The sequence below is a fragment of the Geothrix fermentans DSM 14018 genome, from assembly GCF_000428885.1.
Taxonomy (GTDB): domain Bacteria; phylum Acidobacteriota; class Holophagae; order Holophagales; family Holophagaceae; genus Geothrix; species Geothrix fermentans.
In genome coordinates this window covers 372991-394600 of sequence record NZ_KE386810.1, presented here as the reverse complement: position 1 = coordinate 394600, position 21610 = coordinate 372991, and the positions used below count along the sequence as shown (strand labels likewise).

Below are 21610 nucleotides of genomic sequence, written 5' to 3'. Positions count from 1 at the left end.
CCTCGCCGGGTCCCGATTCCGCAGGCTCCCCCGGAGCCTGCTCCATCACCCGGCGGTCGCCCACATGGCCAGCCCGGCCCTTGGTTCCGCCTGCGTGCAGGCATGAGCTCCGGGAACTCATGGCTCTTTTCCTATCCTCGGAATCCGCGCCGCGGATTCGGAGCCCGCCCGGCACACGGAATACAGCGGACATGCCGCGCAGGTGCTCCGGTGGCGCACGCCGGGGCAGTCGCCCAGGATGCCCAGGTGGCTGAGGGCGAAGTCGTAGCGGAGGGGGTCTGCGGCATCCAGGCGGCGCAGGGCCTCGGTGATCTCGCGGGCCATCTTCCCGTCGGGGGTGGCCCGGCGGGTGAGGCCGATGAAGCGGGAGACCCTGGCCACATGGGTGTCCAGGGGGATGATGAGGGCACTCGCCGGATAGCGGCTCCAGAGGCCCAGGTCCGGCCAGCCGGGGCGGACCATCCAGCGCAGGAACATGCGCCACCGCTTGCAGGCGGCGCCCTCCAGGGGGTCGGGCAGGGAGAACCGGGAGCCGTAGCTGGCCGGCAGCTCCGCCCGGAGGCGCTGGACCAGGCGCGAGAGGGCGGCATCGGGCTCCTCCCCGGGGGCGGGCAGGAGGTGGGGTTCCAGGCCCGACCGGCTTTCCGCGTCGAGGCGCTTCCAGGCCACCAGCCAGGACGCCAGATCCGTGGCAGTGTGGAAGCGCCAGCTCCAGTCCGCAAGGGGGCCTTCCAGGCTCCGCCGGATCTGGGCTTCGGAGCGCTCCCGGAGCCAGGAGGCTGGAGCGGCCCCGAGGGGGGCGAGGGCCCCCCGGACGGCCCGGATCATGGGATCCACGCGCCCATAGGCGAGGTGGGCCGCCACGAAGGCGGCGACCTCCCGGTCCATGGCGGCGGGGTAGGCCAGGGGGACGGAGATGGGATCCTTCTCCAGGGCCCCCGCCGTGTCGTACCGGAGGCAGAGGCCATCCAGCCGGGCCTTGAGGGTTTTGAGGGACGCTCCCATGGGATCCAGTGTCCCAGGAGGGCACGGGTGGCGGCAAAAAACCGCCTCAAGTGCCATAAATCACTATGTAAGCAAATGCGTTGCCGTTATTCTAATGAGCGAGGGCCCGTGGCCCCATTGGGAGAAGCAACCGCACCATGATGAACCTGCGTGGCCTTGGAAACCTGGCGAAAATCCTCGAAGAAGCAGCAAAGCCCGATTCCGCACTCCGTGAAGACCGCGAGAAGCCCAAGCCCAAGGTTCTCAAGAAGGGAGAGAAGGCCGCGAAGACGCGGACCATCGATCCCAAGCGGAAGGTCTGGTACGAGAAGCGCCTGAAGGAAGTCACGGCGAAGACCGCCGCTCCGGAGGCCCCCGCGGCCGGTCCCGTGAGCGCCCCCGTCGTTCCGGCCGCCCCGGCCCTGGCCAAGAGCGTGGCCTCCAAGGTGGGCGGCTCCCTGCTGCAGACCCTGGCCGCCGCCAAGGATGCCAAGCCGAAGGTCGAGGGCCAGAAGCGCTCGGAGGCCTGGCGCCGCAAGCCGGGCGAGTCGATCTTCTAAGTCATTCCTTATCTACGAAAAAGAGGCGGCTTTGCCGCCTCTTTTTCGTACTGCGGGGCGAACGCCCCGCAGCCTCAGGCCGGGTGGGAGGCGGGTCGGAGATACTTCCGCCCGATCCAGGTGGTCGAGAGGGGACGCTCGAAGCGGCCGCTCCGGAGGTCGCCCACGGTGAGGAGGGTGAGGTCCAGCAGGGGGGTGGCCGCCCCGAGGGTGCCATCGGCCAGACGGGCCTCCAGTTCTCCGCGCTGGAAGGTGTGCAGGCCCTCTGGGAGGCGGGCCATCACATCCTGGACATCCTGCAGGTCCAGACCGAGGCGCTCGGCGAGCTGGCGCACGCCCCGCAGCATGCCATCGATGGCGCAACCCGACGGCTGGGAGGCCAGGGTGGGCTCGGCCACCGCCAGGACGCGGCCCTCCAGGAGGGTCCAGGCTCCTTGGTACTGCACGCCCTTATGGCGCCACCGGCCCAGGAGGGCCTCCATCTCGGGGGCGAGGCGGGCAGCTTCCACGGGCTGGCTGAAGGCCACCAGCCAGAGCCGGGCCTCATCGGGCAGGGCGGGAAAGACGGTCGAGGTGGTCATGGCGGGCTCCACTGTCAGGACAGTCTATGGGATGTTCCCCAATCCTTTGCCATGCCGCCAGGGGGTTTCCGTGACGAAAGTTCAGGGAAGTCTCGCGTAAGGTGGAAGGCGATGCGTGACACGGCGATCCTGCTCCTGAACCTCGGCGGTCCGGTGAACCTGGACCAGGTGGAGCCCTTCCTGGTGGAGCTCTTCGGCGACCGGGACCTGATCCGGCTGCCGGGGCCGGCCTGGCTCCAGGGCCCTTTCTCGCGCCTCATCGCGCGCTTCCGCGCCCCCGGCGCCCGGGGCCGCTACGCCCAGATCGGCGGCGGCTCACCCCTGCTGCGGGAGAGCGCCTTCCAGGCCGCGGCGCTCCGCACGGCCCTCCGCGCCGCGGGCCGCGCGGAGCCCGTCAAGCTCTGCTTCCGCTACGCCGCCCCCAGGGCCGCGGGCCTGCTGAAGGCCCTCAAGCGGGACGGCATCCGCAAGCTCGTGCCCGTGGCTCTCTATCCCCACGACTGCCGGGCCACTACGGGCTCGAGCCTGCGGGAACTGGCCGTGGAGGCCGCGAAGGCTGGGCTAGAACTCCTGCCCGGGGTCGACCACTACGCCACGGACCCTGACTACCTGGCTGCCTTGGAGCGCCCGCTCCGCGCGGCCCTGGCCGAGCTGCCGGGCGCCACGGTGATCTTCAGCGCCCACAGCCTGCCCGTGCGCCAGATCGAGGCGGGGGATCCCTATGAACGGGAAATCAGCGCCACCCGCGAGGCCCTGATCGCCCGCATCGGGCCCGTTCCCGGCGGCTACCTCCAGGCCTACCAGAGCCGCACGGGCCCCGTGCGCTGGCTGGAGCCACCGCTCAAGGACGTGCTGGAGACCATGGGCGGCAAGGACGTCATCGTCGTGCCCATGAGCTTCGTCAGCGAGCACATCGAGACCCTGCACGAGCTCGACATCGAATACCGGCACGTGGCGGACAAGGCGGGCATCCGCACCTACCGCCGCGTGGCCGCGCCGGGCGCCGACCCGGCCTACATCCGCTGCCTCGCGCGGCGCGTACTGGAGATCCTCCCATGAGCACCTTGATTCTCGGCGGCGGCGTGACGGGCCTGGCTGCCGCCTGGCACCTGCAGCGGAAGGGCGAATCCGTCGAAGTCTGGGAGGCCGCGGCCTCTGTGGGCGGGTGGATGAAGACCCTGCCCTGGGAGGGCGGCCACTTCGAGACGGGGCCCCAGGGCGTGCTCTGGCAGAAAGGCACGGCCGTGGACCGCCTCTTCAGCGCCATCGAGCTGCCCTTCCGCTCGCCGGGCACCGGCGCCCGCTGGGTGGGGAAGGGTGGGCGCCTCATCCCCGTGCCCGCTTCCCCCGTGGGCCTGATGACTTCGCCCCTGCTGCCGCTGGGCGCCAAGCTCCGCATGATGCTGGAGCCGTTCCAGCCCGTGCGCCCCGCCGAACCGGAGGAGGGCCTCAGCGCCTTCATCGAGCGACGGCTGGGCAGGGGCGTGGCCACGGAGCTGCTGCCCTCCATGATCGCCGGCGTCCTGGCGGCCCCGGCGGAGGTCCTCTCCGTGGATGCCATCCCCAAGCTGCGCCAGTGGGAGGCCACGGGCAGCCTGGTGAACGGCATCCGCAAGGGCGGCGTGAGCCACATGGTGGTGCCCGAGGGCGGCATGGGGCAGCTGCCCATCCGTCTGGCCTCGAAGCTCGCCTCCGTGCGGGCGGGCCTGCGGGCCGAGCGGATGGAGGCCCTGCCGGACGGCCGCTGGAAGGTCAGCGGTGGCGGCGAGGTGCGTGAGGCCGACCGCGTGGTACTGGCCCTCCCCGCCTACGAGGCCGCGGCCCTCCTCGGGCCTGTGGCGCCCAAGAGCGCCGAGGCCCTGGCGGCCATCCCCTACACGTCCGTGGATCTCTGGCACAGCCGCCACGCGCCGCTGCCGGCCCTGAAGGACAGCTTCGGCTTCCTCATCCATCCCCCCGAAGGCCACGGCTACCTGGGTTCCCTCGTGCCCTCCTGGATGGATCCCCAGAGCGCGCCGGAAGGCGCCATGCAGCTCCGCAGCTTCATCGGCGGGGCCTTCGGCAAGCCCGCGGACCTGGAGGCCTGGGAGGGGGTGCAGGCCCGCCTCAAGCACTGGATCCCCGCCCTTGGCGAGCCCGCCGCCGTGCGCCACGAGCGCGCCGAGCGGGCGATCCCGCGGCCGGAGCTGGGGCATCGCGCGCGCGTCAGGACGGCCCTGGAGGGCCTGCCCTCCGGCGTGGACTGGCTGAGCAACGCCCGCTTCGGACCCGGCGTGCGCGACATCCTCGAGGGGCTGGAGGTCTGGATCGGCTGATCCCGGGCCCGGGCCCCATGACATCCCGCGCCATCCGGCGCAGAATGGGGCCACCTTTTCAAAGGAGTCCCCCCATGCGCAAGATCCTCCTCCCCCTCTTCGCCTGCGCGGCCCTGGTCGCCCAGGCCCCCGCGCCCAAGGCCGAAGCCAAGGCCAGCGCCGAGATCAAGCTCGGCACCGGCGTGGAGAAGATGGAGATCCAGGGCGAATCGACCTCCTTCAAGGTGGCCGCCGGCACCAAGATCTACGCCTGGACCAAGGTGGCGGGCGCCGCGGAGAGCACCATCACCATCGAGTTCAGCAAGGGTGACCGCACCTCGAAGCAGGAGCTGAAGGTGCCCCGCTCCCCCTACCGCACCAACGCCTACCGCACGTTCCGCAAGGGCGATGAGGGCAGCTGGACCGTGAAGGTCCTGGCGGCGGACGGCGCGGAGCTGGGCAAGGCCGACTTCACGGTGGCCTTCGAATAGACCCTGATTCCAGCCTTCAACCTTCGGGGGGGCGGCGGCCGCTCGGGCACCGCCCCTCCGATCCGGAGGAGCCATGTCCCTCGCCGCGCTGCTCGACGGCCCGTTGCCTGTGGGTGCCTCCATGTGGAGGCTCACCCAGCCCTGGTGGGAGTTCGTCCTCCGGGCCCTGCTGGTCTACGGCTTCCTGATGGTGGGGCTGCGGCTCACGGGGAAGCGCCAGGTGGGCCAGCTGGCGCCCTTCGACTTCGTGATGCTGCTGGTCCTCAGCAATGCGGTGCAGAACAGCATGAACGCCGGCGACAACACGGTGCTGGGAGGCTTCATCCTGGTGGCCACGCTCCTGGCGCTGAACGCCCTGATGGGCTGGTGGACCTGGCGCAGCAAGCGGGCGGAGACCCTGCTGGAGGGCCGCCCCCAGATCCTGGTGCACAACGGCGTGCTGGACGAGGCCGTGCTGGCCTCCGAGCGGATCACGCGGCACGAGCTGATGGCGGCGGTGCGGCAGGCCGGCGTATCCGACGTGGCGGACATCCGGGTGGCCATCCTCGAAACCAACGGCCGCATCAACGTGATCGCCAAGAGCGCCCCTTGACTTGACGAATAAAAAGCGAAAACTTGGGGCATGACTCCGCTGCCCCTCCCCACCGAACCGACGCCCCTCTTCAAGGGACTGCTCGTGGAGCCGGAGGAGGCGCGATCCATCCTGCGGCCCCAGAAGGACGAGCGCTACGGCTTCGGCTTCGCGCTCAGTCCCTACCGGGGCTGCGCCCACGGCTGCCGCTACTGCTACGTCCGGGAGTATCCCAACGCCCTGCACGGGCCCGGGGATTGGGGCCAGTGGGTGGCGCCCAAGCTGAACGCCCCGGAGCTGCTCTGGTCCCAGCGGCACAGGCTCCACGAGGAGCGGGTCTTCATGGCCTCGGCCACGGATCCCTACCAGCCCCTGGAGCGGCAGTACCGCCTGAGCCGGCGCTGCCTGGAGGTGCTGCTGCTCTGCCCCACCACCGAGGTGATCGTGCACACGCGGTCCCCCCTGGTGCTCCAGGATCTGGATCTGCTGCGGGCTTTCGGCGACCGGCTGACGGTGGGTCTCTCCATCCCCACGGACGACGACACCGTACGCCAGGCCGTGGAGCCCCACGCCCCTGCCATCCCCAGCCGCTGGGCGGCGGTGGAGCGCCTGGCGGCGGCGGGCATCGGCGTGACCGTGGCCGTCACCCCGCTCATGGCCGTGCACGACGCCCAGGCCTTCGCGCGGCGCGCCCGGGCCAGCGGGGCCTCGGGCGCCTGGGTGGGGGGCCTCCGCCTGCTGAAGCAGGATCCCTTCTACAAGGTGCTGGCGGACCACGGCTGGCTGAAGGTGCTGGATCCCGACTACGCCGAGGGCGTGCGCCAGGCCTTCCGGGAGGCCTTCCCGGTCCGGCGCAGGGCCCGGGAGCGCCCGGCTCGACCCGCGCCGGCCCCGCCGCCGCCCATCCGGCAGCCGGGGCTCTTCGATCGCGTGGGGTGAGCGTTGATCCCGATTCGCCTTCAGTAGGCGGAGATCCACCGTGGAGGCGCTGAAGGTGGGGAGCCAAGCCCACGGAGGAAACGAGGCACGCAGGCTTGCTGAGGCTCGCCGATAATCAGGTGCTGAAATTGTTGTGATGCTGCTTGGATACGACGGTCAGGCGGTCGCCAGCTGGCGCGCCACGGCCACGGGCACGAAGGGGGCGAAGGCGATCAGGGCGGCGGCCCAGTCTTCGAGCAGGGCCTTGGCTGTGGCGCTGCCCGTCTCCGCCGCATGGGCTTCGACGAGGCTGCGGAACAGCGCCTCCTCCTCGGCCCGCCAGTGGATGCCGGCGAGGTAGTCCCGGTTCACCTGGTCCCCCCGCTCGCGGCGCAGGAAGAGGCTGCCGCCGGTCATGCCGGCCCCGGCGTTGGTGAGCACGGGGCCGAGGATGGCCACGGCGCCCCGGGTCATGTACTCGCAGGCGTGGTGCCCCGCGCCCTCAACCACGGCCGAGGCGCCGCTGTTGCGGACGGCGAACCGGTCGCCGGCCATGCCGAGCACCAGCAGGGTGCCGCCCGTGGCGCCATAGAGGGCGCCGTTGCCGAGGATGGCGTTCGTCTCCGGCGTGTAGGCGGCCTCCGGATGCGGCACGAGGATGGCCCGTCCACCGGACATGGACTTGCAGACGGAGTCGTTGGCCTCCCCCTGGAGGCGCACGTCGAGCCCCTCCGTGAGGAAGGCGCCGAAACCCTGGCCGGCGCTGCCAATGAAGTCCAGGCTCAGCCGGCCGGCCACGGCGGGATCCTCGCCCCGCAGGCGGCGCTCGCGCACCTGGCGGGCGATGGCCCCGGACAGGGTGGCCAGGATCCCCCGGTCGCCGGTGCTGATGGCATAGCTGTGGCGGTGGGTGCCCCCCTCGGCGAGGAAGGGCTGGGCATCTTCGAGGATTCGCTGGTTCAGGGGCGCCACGCCTTCCTGGTTGAAGGGGGCGGAGGGACCCGTGCCGGTCCCCTGGGGCCGAGGGTCGAGGAACGCTGACAGGTCCAGCTTGCGGTCGCGCACGAAGGTGGCGTGATCCGGCGCCACCTGGAACAGGTCCACGCGGTCCTGGAGCTCCGAGAGGCTCGCCACGCCGAGGGAGGCGAGGTGACGGCGCGCATCCTCGGCCAGATGGACCAGCATGCGCTGGATGGCCTCGGGGCTGCCGGAGTAGCGGGCCTTGAACTTCGGATCGTGGGTGGCGATGCCCGCGGGGCAGGTGTTCTTCTCGCAGATGCGGGCCATCATGCAGCCCTCGGCCACCAGGAGGAGCTTGCCGAACTCGAAACCCTCGGCCCCCAGGATGGCGGCGGTGACGAGGTCCTTGCCCGTGAGGAGGCCGCCATCCACGCGGAGCTCCACCTGCTCCCGCATCTGGTTCTCACGGAGGGCCTGGTGCGCCTCGATGAGGCCCAGCTCCCAGGGCAGGCCCGCGTGCTTCATGGAGCCCAGGGTGGCGGCGCCGGTGCCGCCATCGCCGCCGGCCACATAGAGGATGTCCGCCCCGGCCTTGGCCACGCCCACGGCGATGGTGCCGATGCCCGTGCCCGAGACCAGCTTCACGCTGATCTTCGCGCCGGGATGCACCTGCCGCAGCTCGTGGATGAGCTCCTTGAGGTCCTCGATGCTGTAGATGTCGTGCAGGGGCGGCGGGGAGATCAGGTCCACGTCCGGCAGGGAGAACCGGGCCTTGGCGATGGTGGCGTCCACCTTCACCCGCATGAGCTGGCCGCCTTCGCCGGGCTTGGCGCCCTGGGCCACCTTGATCTGGATCTCCTCGCCCGAGACGAGGTACTCCGCCGTGACGCCGAACCGTGCGGAGGCCACCTGCTTGGTGGTGGCGGTGATGCCATCGGTCCAGTAGAAGGGGTTCTCGCCGCCTTCGCCGCTGTTGCTGCGCCCGCCCACGGCCTCCATGGCCAGGATGAGGTCGCGCTGGCTCTCGGCGCTGACGGCCCCGAAGGACATGGCGCCGGCGCCGAAGCGGCGGAGGATGGCCGAGGCATCCTCCACGGATTCGAGGGGCAGGGAAGTCCCCTCGGTGCGGAAGGCCAGCAGGTGGCGGGGGTTGATGGGCTCGTCCACCTTCAGGGAGTCCAGATACTCCTGGTACAGGGCCTTCGCTTCCTCCGCCTCCGGCTCCAGCTTCACCAGGCGGTGGAGCAGCCGGGCCCGGGCGGAGGTCATGCCGTGGTGCTCGCCCTCGCCGGGCCGCGGCGACTCGCGGAACTGGTGGGTGTGCAGCAGGCGGTCCAGGAAACCCGCCTGGGCCGCGAGGCTGGTCTTCCGCAGGATGTCGCCGGCCAGCTCCTCGTAGCCGATGCCGCCCAGTGGGCTGGCATGGCCGGGGAAGAAGGTCTCCATCAGCTCGGGCCCGAGCCCGATGGCCGTGAAGAGCTTGGCGCTCATGTAGCTCTGCACGACGGAGATGCCGCTCTTGGCCATGATCTTCAGCAGGCCCGATTCCAGGGCGTTGACGAAGTTCCGCTCGCGCTGGTCCGGGCTCAGGGCGCCGAAGCTGGGGTGCTCGTCCTGGCGGGCGATCTCCAGGGCCAGGTAGGGGCAGACGGCGGAGGCGCCGAAGCTGATGAGGGCGGCCAGGTGGTGCGAGGTGCGGGCCTCGCCCGTGTGCATGACGATGGAGGCGTTCAGGCGCAGGCCGGACTCGTTGAGGATGTGCACCACGGCGCGCAGGGCGATGAGGCCCGGGATGGGCGGCCGCTCCACGCTGGCCTCGCGGTCGCTGAGGATGATGACGCTGGTGCCCTCCTCCACGGCCTTCCGCACGTCCGTGGCCAGCTGTTCCACGGCGGCGTGGAAGCCCGCCACGCCATCGTCGCGGCGGAAGAGCATGGGGAAGGCGCGGGGGATGATGTGGGACTCGGAGGGACGCAGGCTCTGCATCCGCTCCAGAAACCGCATCTGGCCCAGGTCGAGGATGGGCCGGGGCAGCTCCAGGGCCTCGTTCAGCGGCAGCAGGTCCTTGGGGAAGAAGATGTTCGGCGCGCGCCCCAGAAACACCCGGAGGTCCGTGATGTTGCCCTCGCGGATGTAGTCCAGGGGCGGGTTCGTGACCTGGGCGAAGTGCTGGTAGAAGTAGTCGAAGAAGGGGCGGGGCTCCGACGAGAAGACGTTGGGCCGGGCGGTGTCGCCCATGGAGCCGATGGCCTCCTTGCCCGTGGCGGCCATGGGATAGAGGATCTTCTCCAGCTCCTCGCGGGAGCAGGTGAAGAGGGTCTTCCGGAACACGCTTACGGGCTCCGGCGCCTCCGTCGGGGGCAGGAAGCCGATGGGCCGGGTCCGGGCGTCGAAGGTGGCGTCGCGGTGTTCCCGGGAGCGGCCCGGATCGCGGAAGTGGACGCGCCCCGAAGCCAGGTCGAGCGTGACCCCCGTGCCCGCATAGAGGATGCCCTTGCGGCTCACGGCGGCCTCGTCCACGGGGAAGGAGCCGGCCTCGGAGGCCAGGTAGAAGCGGTCCTCCGTCATGGCCCAGCGGGCGGGGCGGAAGCCGTTGCGGTCCAGCCGCGCGCCCACGCTGCTGCCGTCGGAGTAGACCAGGAAGGCAGGCCCGTCCCAGGGCTCCATGGCCCGGCTCCAGAAGGTGTAGAAGGCGTTCTGCCCCTCCGCCGGCGGCATCATGATCGCCAGGATGTCCTCCATGTGCGGGATGCTGCTGCGGTAGTGCAGGGCCTCGGCGATCTCGTTCAGGCTGCCGGAGTCGCTGATGGAGCCGTGGGTCACGAGCTGGTCGGCCTTGAGCCCGATGGACATCTCCCGGGAGATGGCCCGGGAGCGGTTGCCGGCGATGGTGTTGATCTCGCCGTTGTGCGCGATGAGCCGGAAGGGCTGGGCCTTGTCCCAGGAGGTGCGGGTGTTCGTGCTGAACCGCCGGTGGATCATGGCGAAGCGCGTGCTGAAGCGCGGGTCGACCAGGTCCAGGTAGAAGCGGTCCAGGTCCGCGGCGCGGGTGAGGGCCTTGTAGACCACGGTGCGCGCGGACAGCGAGGCGAAGAAAAACTCATTCTGGATGCCCTGCTCGACCAGCTTGGTCCGGAGGACCTGCTTGGCGGAGTAGAGCAGCTTGTCGAAGGAGGCGTCCGTCCGGCACTGGACCGGGCGGCGCAGCACGGCCTGGCGCATGGAGGGCAGGGAGCGCCGCGCCTCTTCGCCCAACACGGAGGGATCCACGGGCAGCTCGCGGTAGGCCAGCACGTTCAGGTCGAAGAAGGCGAAGGTGGACTCGAAGATCTCCAGGGAGCGGCGCAGGCGCTCGGGATCCTGGGGCATGAAGAGGCTGGCCACGGCGATCTCGCCGGGCCGGTGGCCGAGCATCTCCCAGGGGATGTCGGCCATGACGCCGGCCCCGTCGCTGCTGACCTGGTCCGCCGCGCAGCCGCCCCGATGCTCCACGCATTTCAGGGCATGGAGGGCATCCTCCAGGATGTCGTGGCTGGCCGAACCGGTCCGGCTGGCGATGAAGCCAACCCCACATGCGCTGTGCTCGGATCTTGATCCCTCAAGCATCGTCTTTTCCTTTCGGGATCAAGCCATCCTATCGAGAATCAGGGCGCCTGTACCTTTGAAACGCCGTATAGGCTTATCAGGCGCGCTTATAGCTCCTGACGGTCCCGGGGACCTTGTGGGAGACTGGACGTCCCATGACCACCCTCGCCCTCAAGTACCGTCCGCGCCTGCTCTCCGACCTGGTGGGGCAGGAGGGCAGCGTGAAGGCGCTCGCCAACGCCCTGAAGCGGGCCAAGGAGAGCGGGCGGATCCACCAGGCCTACCTCTTCGCCGGCGTGAGGGGCACGGGCAAGACCAGCACGGCGCGCATCCTGGCCCGGGCCCTCAACTGCGCCGAGGGGCCCACCGCCACGCCCTGCGGGGTCTGCGACCCCTGCCGGGCGGCGGAGCAGCCGGACCAGAACCTGGACATCGTCGAGATCGACGCCGCCAGCCGTGCCTCCGTGGCCGATGCGCGCGCGCTGCGGGAGCAGGTGCAGACCCGGCCCGCCTTCTGCCGCTACCGCGTCTACATCATCGACGAAGTGCACATGCTCAGCACCGAGGCCTTCAATGCCCTGCTGAAAGTCATCGAGGAGCCGCCGCCCCACGCCATCTTCGTGCTGGCCACCACCGAGCTCCAGGACGTGCCGGACACCATCAAGAGCCGCGTCCAGATCTTCCCCTTCCGGCTCATTCCCGTGGGTCTCATCGAAGGCCGCCTCAAGCACGTCTGCGAGCAGGAGGGCGTCGAGGCCGAGGGGAACAGCCTGCGCTTGGTGGCGGAGGCAGGCCAGGGCTCCATGCGCGACGCGCTCACCATCCTCGACCGGGTCATCGCCGCCGGCGACGGCAAGGTGCTGGAGGAGGCCGTCCGCGAGCAGCTGGGCATCGTCAGCGCCCACCTGGTGCAGGGCGTGATGTCCGCCCTGGCCATCGGCGACACGGCGGCCCTGGTGGAGGCCTGCCGGGAGCTGAACGAGCAGGGGGCCGACTGGGCCACCTTCTGGCGCGAGCTCGTGCTGGCCTTCCGCGACCGCCTGGAACAGGAGGCCCGGGCCGCCCGGGGGCCCCAGGACCTGCTGCGCTGGGCGCGGATGCTCCAGCTGCTGCTGAGCCGGGAGCGGGACCTGCGGGACAGCAGCCTGCCGCGGGTGGTGGTGGAGCTGGCCCTGGTCACCGCGGCCCAGCTGCCTCACCTGGCCCCCCTGGACGCGCTTGTCTCCGGCGCTCCGGCCCGGCCCTCAGGCCCCCCCGCCGGGCCGCCGCCGGTCCCTTCCAGGGCCCCCCAGGCCGCGCCGGCGCCTGAGGGGCCTCGCAGGCCCGCGCCGGCCCCCGCCCAGCACCGTGCCCAGGCCCAGCACCCCGCCCCGGCGCGTCCCCATGCGCCCCAGCGCCCGGATCCATCTGCGCCGCCCCAGCTGCGCATGGCGTGCAGCGAGGCCCTCCGGAGCCTGCCGGGCCTGCGGGTTCTGGGCACGGCCCCCCAGATGGCCACGGACCTGCGCTGGGAGCCGCCGGTCCTGCGCTTCCGCTTCCCCGCCAACGTGCGGCAGACCCTCCAGGATCTGGAGCGGGAACAGGCGAATCCCCATGTGCTGGGAGCCCTGGCGGCCGTGCTGCCGGGGCTGAAGGCCCTGGAGATCCGCTTCGACGACGCCCCCGCCAGCGCCGAGGAGGAGCGCCCGGAGGACCGCCTGCGCCGCGAGCCCGGATTCCAGGAGCTGCTGCGCCTCAGCGGCGGCGAGGTGATGGAGATCCGGCGCGAGGGGTGATCATCCGCCGGATACGGGCGGCATGAGGGCCACTTCGTCGCCGTCGGCCAGGGGGGCGCTCCGGTCCACGAAGCTCTGGTTCACGGCCAGGAGGGCATCCTTGGGCAGGGCCGCGAAGCGTGGGTCCGCCAGCAGGTCCGCCAGGGTGGGGGCGGCGGGCAGGTCCAGCTCGTGGAAGCCCAGCAGGGCGCGGTACCGGGCGAAGCATTTGACGGTCAGCATGGCCATCTCCGACTCCAACCTACCGCCTCCGGCCTCCGGTCTCCAGCCTTCAGCCTCGAGCCTACTTGGGGCTCCAGGAGTGGCGGATCTCCCCGGAGGGGTTGATCCCGGCGCCGCCGCCCTTGCTGGCGCCCAGCTGGAGGATGAAGTTGCCGAACCGCCACTCCACCTGGCCCGAGGTGATGTTCAGCTCGCCGCTCTTCTTGTGGGAGATCACGAAGGCGCTGCGCTGGCCGAACAGGTTGATGCTCTTGCCCATGGTGACCTCGGTCTCCGTGGTGCCCACGCTGGTGGTGCGCACGGCGACGTTCACCCGGTCCAGGCCCAGGGTGCGCCGCAGCTGCTCCTGGAAGGGGGCGAAGGCCAGGGTGGAGATCAGGCCCGAGCCGGCGCTGGCGATGCCCGAGGTGATGGCGCCCTGGGTGGCGCCGGAGGTGGCGCTGGCCGTGCCGACATTGGCCACGTTGCCGGGGTTGATGAGGATGGCCACGATTTCGTCCTGGCGCAGGCTGGGCGTGGAGCTGGGCACGATGGCCAGGTTGCTCAGGGTGCCCCGGATGTCCAGGTTCACGGTGTAGCCGGGGATGGAGGTCACGCTGCCCTGGAGGTTGATCACGGGGTCCAGGGGACGGGACTCGGAGAAGGCGAGCGAGCCCCGGTCCACCACCATGTCGCCGGCGGGGAAGATGTTGGTGATCCGGCCCCCGGGCTGGAAGACCATGGTGCCCTTGGGCGCGGGATGGGCCAGGGTTCCCAGCACCTGGAAGGGCCCCTCGGTCCGGCCCTCGAGCTTGAGGAGGTTGGTGTCGAAGCTCCAGGGGCTGCGGAGGTCCAGGTCCAGGTCCAGCCGGATGCGCTCCAGGGGGTCGTCCAGGTCCAGGCCCACCAGGCCCCCGCTGTCGCTGAGGGCGCTACGGAGGATCAGGTCCGCCAGCTTCACCTCGGTGTGGTAGTTCAGGTGGTCCGCGCGCAACCGGCCCTTGAGGAGGCCGCCCTCCTCCGTGCCCTCCAGGGTGGCGCGCAGGGTGCCCTGGAGCTCCAGGCCCTCGGGCACATCACGCAGCTGGAAGTTGGCCAGCGTGGCCTTCAGCGCATAGCTGTCCAGGCCCCCCGGCCGCCAGGTGGCGGCGCCGGACACCTGGAGGTCGCCATGGGCCAGGGTGCCGCGCAGGGGGCGCTCCGGAGGCAGGGACACGGTGCGGTCCTTGAACACCACCTCCGCCCGGAGGTCCTCCATCCCCTGGTAGCCCCTGAGGTGCATCTCGCCCTTGTCCAGGAAGAGGGTGCCGTCCAGCTTGGGATCCGCATAGGTGCCGTGGACCAGGAGGTCGAAGCGGCTGGTGCCCTGGATCCGGAGCTCCGAGAGCAGGCTGTACTCGTCCACCTCCATCACGCGGTCGAAGATGGTCTTGAGGTGCGCCAGGTTCGCCCCGCCCTGGGTCCACACTTCCAGGGGCGCGGAGGGGGAGAAGGGCAGGGCGCCCCACAGGCGCAGGCTCGCCGCCTGGGCCGGCGTGGCATCCACGGCCTTGCGGGCTCCGCCCTCCAGGCTGATGTCCACCTCCGCCCTGGTCGCATCGCCCCGCAGGGCCGAGGGCTTGGCCTGGTGCAGCTCGAAGACGTTGAACTGGGCCTCCAGGCGGTTGAGGGAGCCCGTCCAGCTCAGGGCCCGGCCGTTCCAGCGGCCCTGGGCCGTGGCCTCCAGGCTCAGGTCCTCCAGCAAATCCTCCGTGAGTCCCCGGGCCAGGATGTCGGTGTGGGCGCTCTCCTGGGAGATGGTCAGGGCGAGCTGGCCAGCCAGGTCCGGGCCCTCGTGGCGCACCTGGGCCTCCACCACCGGGCGGGCCATGCCCTCGAAACCGAGCTTGCCCTCCAGGCGCCCCCGCTGCAGCTTCGCGGTGGCCTCGAGGCCTTCCACGCTGCGGCCGCTGAAGAAGATGCGGCCCCGGCTCAGGGCCACCCGGCCCTCGGGCAGGTCCAGGGCGCCGAAGGGGCTGGTGATGGGCCCCTGGAGGTGGGCCTCCACCTGGGACTGGATGCGGGGGCCGGGAAGGGCCAGGAGCTGGGAATCCAGACGCCCGGAGAGGTCCACCAGCCAGGTCCAGCGCTGGATGTCCATGTCGGCCCTGCCCGTCAGGGCCAGGGCGCCCTCGGGCGGGATGCCGGGGCCGCCGAGCTGGTCGAGCCGCTCCCCGATCCGCGCATCCTCGACGCGCAGGTGGAGGCTCGCCAGGTCCATGGCGAAGTCGGCCGAAGCCGCTGGAACTTTGATTCCGTAAACCTCCCCCGATTCGACTTGGGTAGCGCCGGTCATCATGATGTGGTCGAAGGGGCCCTGGAGCCGGACCCATCCCCCGCCGGTGCCCGAGATCGGCAGGTCCAGGTCCGCGGCCTTGAGCCCCTCCGCGACGGGCAGGCGGAAGGCCGTGTAGCACATGTCCATCTGCTTCTGCCCCGGGGCCGTCCTGCCCCAGGTGAGCCAGAGCTCGCCGCCGCCGCCGCCCTCGCCCTTCTTCAGGTCGATGTCCGTGATGCGCAGCTCCGTATCCCGGATCTGGACCTTCGCCTCGACACTGTCCGCCCGGGCGCCGTGCCAGCGCGGCAGGGTGACCTGGCCCGTGCCGTCCAGCTCCAGCCCGGTCCCGCGGCTCCAGCGGACCGTCGCCTGGGCCCGGGTCTGTCCCTCCATGTCCAGATCCACCACCTTCCAGGCACGGAGGGCCTGGGCCACCTGGTCCGCGCCCACCTCCGTCCGGCCCTCGGCCTCCAGGCGGACGAGCCCGCGGGGACCGAGGTCGGCCCATCCGGTGCCCTCCACCTTGAGGGTCTCCAGGTCGAGGTGGAGCTGGTCGAGGGTGGCCCGGCCGTTCCGGAGGGCGGCCTGCAGGTTTCCGGCCGGGAGACCCCGCTGGGTGAGGCCCACCTGGGCGGTCCCCTGCCAGCGGTCCGGCCGGCCCATGGCCGCCGGATCCCTGGGCCCCTCCACCTGGGCCTTCAGCTCGCCCCGGAGGCCCTGGAACTCCGGCATCCGGAGGAGCTTCCCGAAGACGCTGAGGTCCAGGTCCCGGCCCGTGACGGTTCCCTTGGCGGGCGTCTTCTTCGACCAGCCGCCTTCCACGGCGAGGCTTCCCTGGGAGGACTGCCAGCGGAGCTGGCTCAGCTGGAAGCCTTCGAGGTTGCCATGTCCGCGGAGGTCGAGGTTGCCGGGCGTGAAGGCGCTGTCCGCGGGGCGCAGGGCGGCGCCCTCGCCTTCGACGGTCCAGCGCAAGTCCGCCAGGCTCCCGTTCACGGAGGCATTCAGGTCCAGGTTCCCCGAGAGGGGGGGGCGCTTCAGGCCGCCCCAGCGGGTGGCCTGGGCCAGGGCCAGGACGCCGCCGAGCTGGGCCTCGATCCGCTCCGCCCGCTGGGGGGTCTTCGGGTCGAAGCGCCCCCGCAGGCGGATCTGGCTCTCGTCGAGGCGGAGGTAGCCCTCCTTGAGGAGCACGGCCTGCTCGGAGACCTCGCCATTCAGGTCGAGGCGGCCCTTCTCCCACCCTCCGGGTCCCTTGACCATGAGCAGGGGGCCCGCCACGTCCACCCGAAGGTGGTTGGGCTCCGGTCCCGTCGCCTTCACCTCGAACTGGTAGCGCAGGGGAGGGATTCCCCGCAGCGGTTCTGGGATCTCGACCACGCCCCCGGTGATGCTGAGCAGATCCAGCCGGATCTGGGGCAGGGGGCCCTTGCGGGGCGGGCGCTCCTTCAGGTGGATGGCGGAGAGGCCCGACTCCGTCAGGCGGAGGTGGGGGCTCTCCACCCGGACGGAGAAGATGTGGGGCGAAGGGCCCAGCAGGGAGGTGAGGTCGGCCTGGACTTCCAGCTTCCGCAGGGTGAGCAGGTCGCCGCCCAGCCGCACGTCCTTCGCGGCGGCTGAACCGAAGAGGGGATGGATCTCCAGCTGGCCGACCTCGAGGGAGAGCCCGGTCTCCTCCCGAACGAGGGCATCGAGCTTCGAGACGGTCCAACGCAGGACCGCGGGTCGGGTGGCCACCCAGGGGACGATGACCGTGGTGGCGGCGCCCGCCACCAGGAGGTAGGAGATCCGGCGCACCCAGCGGCGGCCCCAGAGGCGCTGAACCGCTTGCTTGGTGGGATGCCAGATCATCAGTTCTTTTCGCCGCAGTTGGGACAGACCTTGGCCATGCGCGGCAGCTGCCGGTAGCAGAACCGGCAGAGCGTGGTCTGGGTCGCCGCGCGGAGGGTGGGATGGGGACCGGAGCTGTGGGAGGAGAGCACGGCCGTGCCCAGGGGGCGGGTCTCGCGGGCCACGCTGTCCCGCAGGCGGCGGAGCGCCTCCAGGAAGGCCTGGGCGGAGAGGTAGCGCTCACCGAGGTTCACGGCCAGGGCCTGCATGACCACTTCGGAGAAGGCCTTGGGCACGATGGGGTTGCGGAGGTGGGGCGCCACGATCTGCTGGCTGGTGAAGGCCTGGGCGATCTTCAGGGGATCCGCGTCGTAGAAGGGCACAGTGCCCGTGAGCATCTCGTAGAGGGTGATGCCCAGCGACCAGAGGTCGGACTGGAACACGGCCCGGCCGCGAAAATGCTCGGGCGCCATGTAGGGCGGCGAGCCGATGCGCGTGGGGGCATAGGGCACGTGCTGCATCTCCAGCACCCGGGAGGTGCCGAAGTCCGTGACCTTGGCCACACCCTCGCGGTTCACCAGGATGTTGGCGGGGCGCAGGTCCCGGTGCAGGATCTGGTGGCCGTGGGCGAAGGCGATGGCGCTGCAGACGTCGAGCCCGATCTCCAGGGCCCGCGTGGGCGGCAGGGTGCGCTCCCGCCGGATCATGCGGTCGAGGCTCTCGCCCTCGACGTATTCCAGGACCATGAAGAAGATCCCGTTCTTCCGCTCCACCGTGATGAGCTCGACGATGTTCGGATGCTTCAGACCCGCCATGATGCGGGGCTCCTTCAGCAGGTCCACGATCTCGTCCTGCTGCTGGTGCGGCACCTTCAGGGCGACCTTGCGGTTGACCCAGGTGTCCATGGCCAGGTACACGGCCCCGAAACCGCCGGAGCCGAGGCGGTCCAGGATCTGGTATTTCCCCAGGGTCTGGTCCTTGGAAAGCACGGGCGCGGGCTCCGAAGCGATGGAACCAGCATGACCGAAACGCGTCGTGAATCCTATTCCAGGATCCGGTCCAGGATGGAGTCCCGGCCTTCCCAGGCGGCTGCCAGGTGGCGGACCCTCGGCTTCGGTTCCACGCAGAGGGCGTAGGCACTGCGCAGGAAGGCGCGGTCCTCCACCGTGGCCCGGTGGTGCTGGCGCAGGTGCTCGCCCCAGCTGGAGCTCAGGAAGCTCTCCACGAACCGGACCTGGCCGGGATCGGGGGGCACGAGATCCTGGAAGAGCGACCACCGCACGGCGCCATCCCGGTTGCGGATGCGGCGGACTTCGCGCATGGCCTCCCGGAAGGCGGCCTTGTGCGCCTCGGGCACCCGGTATTCGAGCACCGTGAGGATCGGGCCCGCCGCGGGATCGACGGGGCCGGGGGAATGGGGCTGGAGGTGGTGGGGGCTCAGGTCCAGTGGGTGGTGCAGGGCCTCGATCTTCAGGCGGGCCGTGGCCGCCAGCATCAGCAGCATGCCCACGCCGGCCGCTGCGAAGGCTACGTGGATGCCCCAGCGCTCGCCCACCACGCCCCAGAAGGCCGCCCCGGACGCCATGGCGCCGCCCCAGACCGTGATGTAGACGCCCAGGGCCCGGGCCCGCACCCAGGAGGGCACGGACAGCTGGACGCCGGTGTTGCAGGTGCTGAGCACGGTCAGCCAGCCGGCGCCGCCCACCAGGAGCACCAGGCCCACGGAAAGGGCGTGGTTGAGGAAGGCCAGGGCGAGCAGGCCCGCCGCGAAAGTCGCCGTGGCGACGGCCAGCAGGACGTTCGGAGTGTAGCGGCGGCGCAGGGCCGGTAGCAGCACCGTGATGCCCACGGCTCCGGCCCCGATGCAGCCCAGCAGGAGGCCGAAGGCCGTGGAGCCCAGGTGGAGCTTGTGGATGGCGAGGGTGGGCAGCAGCGAGAAGATAGGGCCGCCGAAGAACACGAACCCGCCGCCGCGCAGCAGGATCACCTGGAGCGGCCGGCTGTGCCAGGCATAGCGCAGGCCCACCTTCATGGCCGCGCTGAAGCGCTCGGCGGGCAGGTCCGTGGTGACCGGCTGGCGCTTCCACTGCTGCAGCACCACCAGCACGCCCACGAAGGAGATGGCATTGAGGGTGAAGGCCCAGGTGGGGCCGAGCCCACCCACCACCAGGCCGCCCAGGGCCGGGCCCACGGCCCGGCTCACGTTGAAGCCCGCGCTGTTGAGCACCACCCCGGCGGCGATCTGGTCCTTGGGCACCAGGTCCGGCACGGAGGCCTGCCAGGCCGGGGAATTGAGGGCCGCGCCCACGCCCAGCAGGAGGGACATGGTGATGAGGACGGCCGGCGTCACCAGGTGGAGGGCCGAGAGGATGGCCATGGCGGCGGCCGCCGCCAGCATCCAGGCCTGGGTGGCCAGGAGCAGGCGCCGCCGGTCCACGATGTCGGCAATGGCCCCGCCGGGCATGGAGAGGGCGAGCATGGGCAGGGTGGCGCCCGTCTCGATGAGGCTCATGAGCAGGGGTGAGCTCGTGAGCTCGCCCATGAGCCACTTCTCGCCCACGCTCTGGACCCAGGTGCCCACGTTCGAAGCCATGGACGCGATCCAGATCGCGAAGAAGATGCGGCTGCGAAGCGGGGCGAAGGGGCTCTTGGCGTCGGTCACGGGGTCAGGCTATCAAGAGCGAAGAGAGAAAACACACGCAGAGGACGCAGAGCCAACCGAGGTTCGCAGAGAAAGAAAGGGATTTCCTCTGCGAACCTCTGTCTCCTCTGCGTTCTCTGCGAGTGTTTTTATCCCAGGAATGCTTTCAATGTCTTGGAGTAGCGCGGGTGCCTGATCTTTCTCAGGGCCTTGGACTCGATCTGGCGGATGCGCTCGCGGGTGACGGCGAACTCGCTGCCCACCTCCTCCAGCGTGTGCTCGGAGCCGTCGTCGCCCACGCCGAAGCGCATGCGGAGCACGCGCTCCTCGCGCTCGCTGAGGGTGTTGAGCACGTTGCGGACGGTCTCCTTGAGGCGCTGCTGGACCACCTGCTCCACGGGGGAGACCACGGTCTTGTCCTCGATGAAATCCCCCAGGTGGGAATCCTCCTCCTCGCCGATGGGGGTCTCCAGGGAGATGGGCTCCTGGGCGATCTTCATCACCTTGCGGACCTTGCCCACGGGCATATCCATGGCGTGGGCGATCTCCTCGCTGGACGGTTCCCGGCCCAGCTTCTGCACCAGCTCGCGCTGGGTGCGGATGAGCTTGTTGATGGTCTCGATCATGTGGACGGGGATGCGGATGGTGCGGGCCTGGTCCGCGATGGCGCGGGTGATGGCCTGCCGGATCCACCAGGTGGCGTAGGTCGAGAACTTGAAGCCGCGGCTGTACTCGAACTTGTCCACGGCCTTCATGAGGCCGATGTTGCCCTCCTGGATGAGGTCCAGGAACTGCAGGCCGCGGTTGGTGTAGCGCTTGGCGATGCTGACCACGAGGCGCAGGTTGGCCTCGATGAGCTCGGCCTTGGCGGCGCGGCTGATGCTCTCGGCGGCCTTGAGGCCGTTGAAGTCCTTGTGGAAGTACTCGCTGGTGGTCTCGTACTTCTCGAAGAAGTCGGCCAGGGTCTTCTCGATGTGGGCCAGCTCGTCCTTGTAGCGGTCCTTGAGCTTGGCGAAGGCCGGATTCTTGAGGCGGTCCCGCAGCTCGCGGCACTTGCGCTCGCCGGCCATCACCTGGCTGTGCTGGTGGGTGATCTTGTCGATGAGCCGCGTGACGGCCAGGCTGTTGAGGCCCAGCTTACGGATCTGCCGGGAGAGGCGGCCGCGGGCCTGGAGGATCTCGCGGTCGAGCTTGCGCTTCTTGGGCAGGGTCTTGGTGCCGGCGTCCACCTGGAGCTTCAGATCCAGCAGCTTCTCGAACTGGTGGTGCACGTGCTGGGTGGCGGAGGTGCTCTCGGCATCCTCGTCCTCGTCCACCTCGTCGGAGAGACCCACCACCTCGCGGATCTTGCCGGGGTTCTCCTTCAGCATCTTGCCGATATCGATGAGCAGGCTGGCGGCGAGGCGGGACCGGGAGAGGGCGCGCATGACGCTGCGCACGCCCACTTCGATGCGCTTGGCGATCTCGACCTCGTCCTCGCGCTTGAGGAGGGGCACCGTGCCCATCTCCTTGAGGTACATGCGCACCGGGTCGTTGAACTTGTCGCTGTCGGGGCTGTCGATCTCGATCTCGAGATCCTTGTCGCCCTTGGCGACGCCCTCCACGACGACGAACTCCGGCTCGATGGCCTCGCGGGCAGCCAGGGCCTCTTCCTCCGTGGCGCCGATGCCCACGCCCAGACGCGCGAACAGACCCATGACCTGCTCCAGATCCGAGGGATTGGAGGCGGTATCGGGGAGGAAATCATTGAGCTGGTCGACCAGCAGGAATCCGTTTTTCCTTCCGATGGAGATCAGGGCTTTGGTCAGGGCGTAGTAGGCATCGCGTGGCGGCGTCGGAACCATTCGGACCTCAAAGAGCGCTGCATGCATCGGGCCAGTGGGGCGGGAAGACCCGGCGGCCGAGGGG

15 protein-coding genes are annotated in these 21610 nt (G+C 70.4%); 7 read left to right on the top strand and 8 right to left on the bottom strand.

Annotated elements, in window-relative coordinates:
• Positions 1–117 precede the first annotated feature (117 nt).
• A complete protein-coding gene (locus G398_RS18300) occupies positions 118–1005 on the bottom strand; it encodes a TIGR02757 family protein (protein ID WP_052571913.1) in 888 nt (295 codons plus the stop codon).
• A 137-nt stretch (positions 1006–1142) separates the two neighbouring features.
• Here G398_RS18300 and G398_RS0112325 point away from each other — a divergent pair, with 137 nt between their 5' ends.
• On the top strand, positions 1143–1544 hold the full coding sequence (locus G398_RS0112325; RefSeq protein ID WP_026853802.1) for a hypothetical protein: 402 nt from the start codon (positions 1143–1145) through the stop codon (positions 1542–1544).
• A 74-nt stretch (positions 1545–1618) separates the two neighbouring features.
• On the opposite strand, the gene G398_RS0112320 is transcribed toward G398_RS0112325, so the two are convergent.
• Positions 1619–2125 (bottom strand): hypothetical protein, encoded by a 507-nt coding sequence (locus tag G398_RS0112320; protein WP_026853801.1) that lies wholly within the window; start codon positions 2123–2125, stop codon positions 1619–1621.
• Positions 2126–2236: 111 nt separating this feature from the next.
• Between G398_RS0112320 and hemH the strand changes: the two genes are divergently transcribed.
• The 5 genes from hemH (at position 2237) to G398_RS19850 (ending at position 6420) form a co-directional block, all read left to right on the top strand.
• A complete protein-coding gene (gene hemH, locus G398_RS0112315; protein ID WP_026853800.1) occupies positions 2237–3184 on the top strand; it encodes a ferrochelatase in 948 nt (315 codons plus the stop codon).
• A complete protein-coding gene (gene hemG, locus G398_RS19855; RefSeq protein ID WP_026853799.1) occupies positions 3181–4440 on the top strand; it encodes a protoporphyrinogen oxidase in 1260 nt (419 codons plus the stop codon). Before hemH ends, hemG begins: the two co-directional genes overlap by 4 nt.
• Before the next feature lie 74 nt (positions 4441–4514).
• Entirely contained in the window at positions 4515–4910 is a 396-nt protein-coding gene (locus G398_RS0112305) for a DUF2914 domain-containing protein (RefSeq protein WP_026853798.1), read from the top strand.
• A 121-nt stretch (positions 4911–5031) separates the two neighbouring features.
• Entirely contained in the window at positions 5032–5502 is a 471-nt protein-coding gene (locus G398_RS0112300) for a DUF421 domain-containing protein (protein WP_026853797.1), read from the top strand.
• Between the two features lie 30 nt (positions 5503–5532).
• Positions 5533–6420 carry an SPL family radical SAM protein gene (locus G398_RS19850; protein ID WP_052571912.1) on the top strand — a complete coding sequence of 296 codons (888 nt, stop codon included), beginning with the start codon at positions 5533–5535 and terminating at the stop codon, positions 6418–6420.
• Positions 6421–6576: 156 nt separating this feature from the next.
• Here the strand turns inward: G398_RS19850 and gltB are convergent, their stop codons facing one another.
• Positions 6577–10965 carry a glutamate synthase large subunit gene (gene gltB / locus G398_RS0112290; RefSeq protein WP_026853796.1) on the bottom strand — a complete coding sequence of 1463 codons (4389 nt, stop codon included), beginning with the start codon at positions 10963–10965 and terminating at the stop codon, positions 6577–6579.
• A 134-nt stretch (positions 10966–11099) separates the two neighbouring features.
• Between gltB and dnaX the strand changes: the two genes are divergently transcribed.
• Positions 11100–12719, top strand: a complete 1620-nt coding sequence (gene dnaX, locus G398_RS18285; protein WP_052571911.1) for a DNA polymerase III subunit gamma/tau — start codon at positions 11100–11102, stop codon at positions 12717–12719.
• On the opposite strand, the gene G398_RS0112280 is transcribed toward dnaX, so the two are convergent.
• The 5 genes from G398_RS0112280 to rpoD all read right to left on the bottom strand — a co-directional run bounded on the left by G398_RS0112280 (position 12720) and on the right by rpoD (position 21546).
• Positions 12720–12941: a MoaD/ThiS family protein gene (locus G398_RS0112280; protein WP_026853795.1), complete on the bottom strand. Its 222-nt coding sequence runs from the start codon at positions 12939–12941 to the stop codon at positions 12720–12722.
• A gap of 61 nt (positions 12942–13002) precedes the next feature.
• Positions 13003–17082: a translocation/assembly module TamB domain-containing protein gene (locus G398_RS22035; RefSeq protein WP_026853794.1), complete on the bottom strand. Its 4080-nt coding sequence runs from the start codon at positions 17080–17082 to the stop codon at positions 13003–13005.
• Complete coding sequence (locus G398_RS0112270; protein ID WP_043484915.1) at positions 17082–18050, bottom strand: serine/threonine protein kinase; 969 nt, start codon at positions 18048–18050, stop codon at positions 17082–17084. The genes G398_RS22035 and G398_RS0112270 overlap by 1 nt, the downstream gene beginning before the upstream one ends.
• A 53-nt stretch (positions 18051–18103) precedes the next feature.
• Positions 18104–19723: an MFS transporter gene (locus tag G398_RS18275; RefSeq protein ID WP_043484913.1), complete on the bottom strand. Its 1620-nt coding sequence runs from the start codon at positions 19721–19723 to the stop codon at positions 18104–18106.
• Positions 19724–19851: 128 nt separating this feature from the next.
• Positions 19852–21546 carry an RNA polymerase sigma factor RpoD gene (gene rpoD, locus G398_RS22125; protein ID WP_052571910.1) on the bottom strand — a complete coding sequence of 565 codons (1695 nt, stop codon included), beginning with the start codon at positions 21544–21546 and terminating at the stop codon, positions 19852–19854.
• Between the last annotated feature and the right edge of the window lie 64 nt (positions 21547–21610).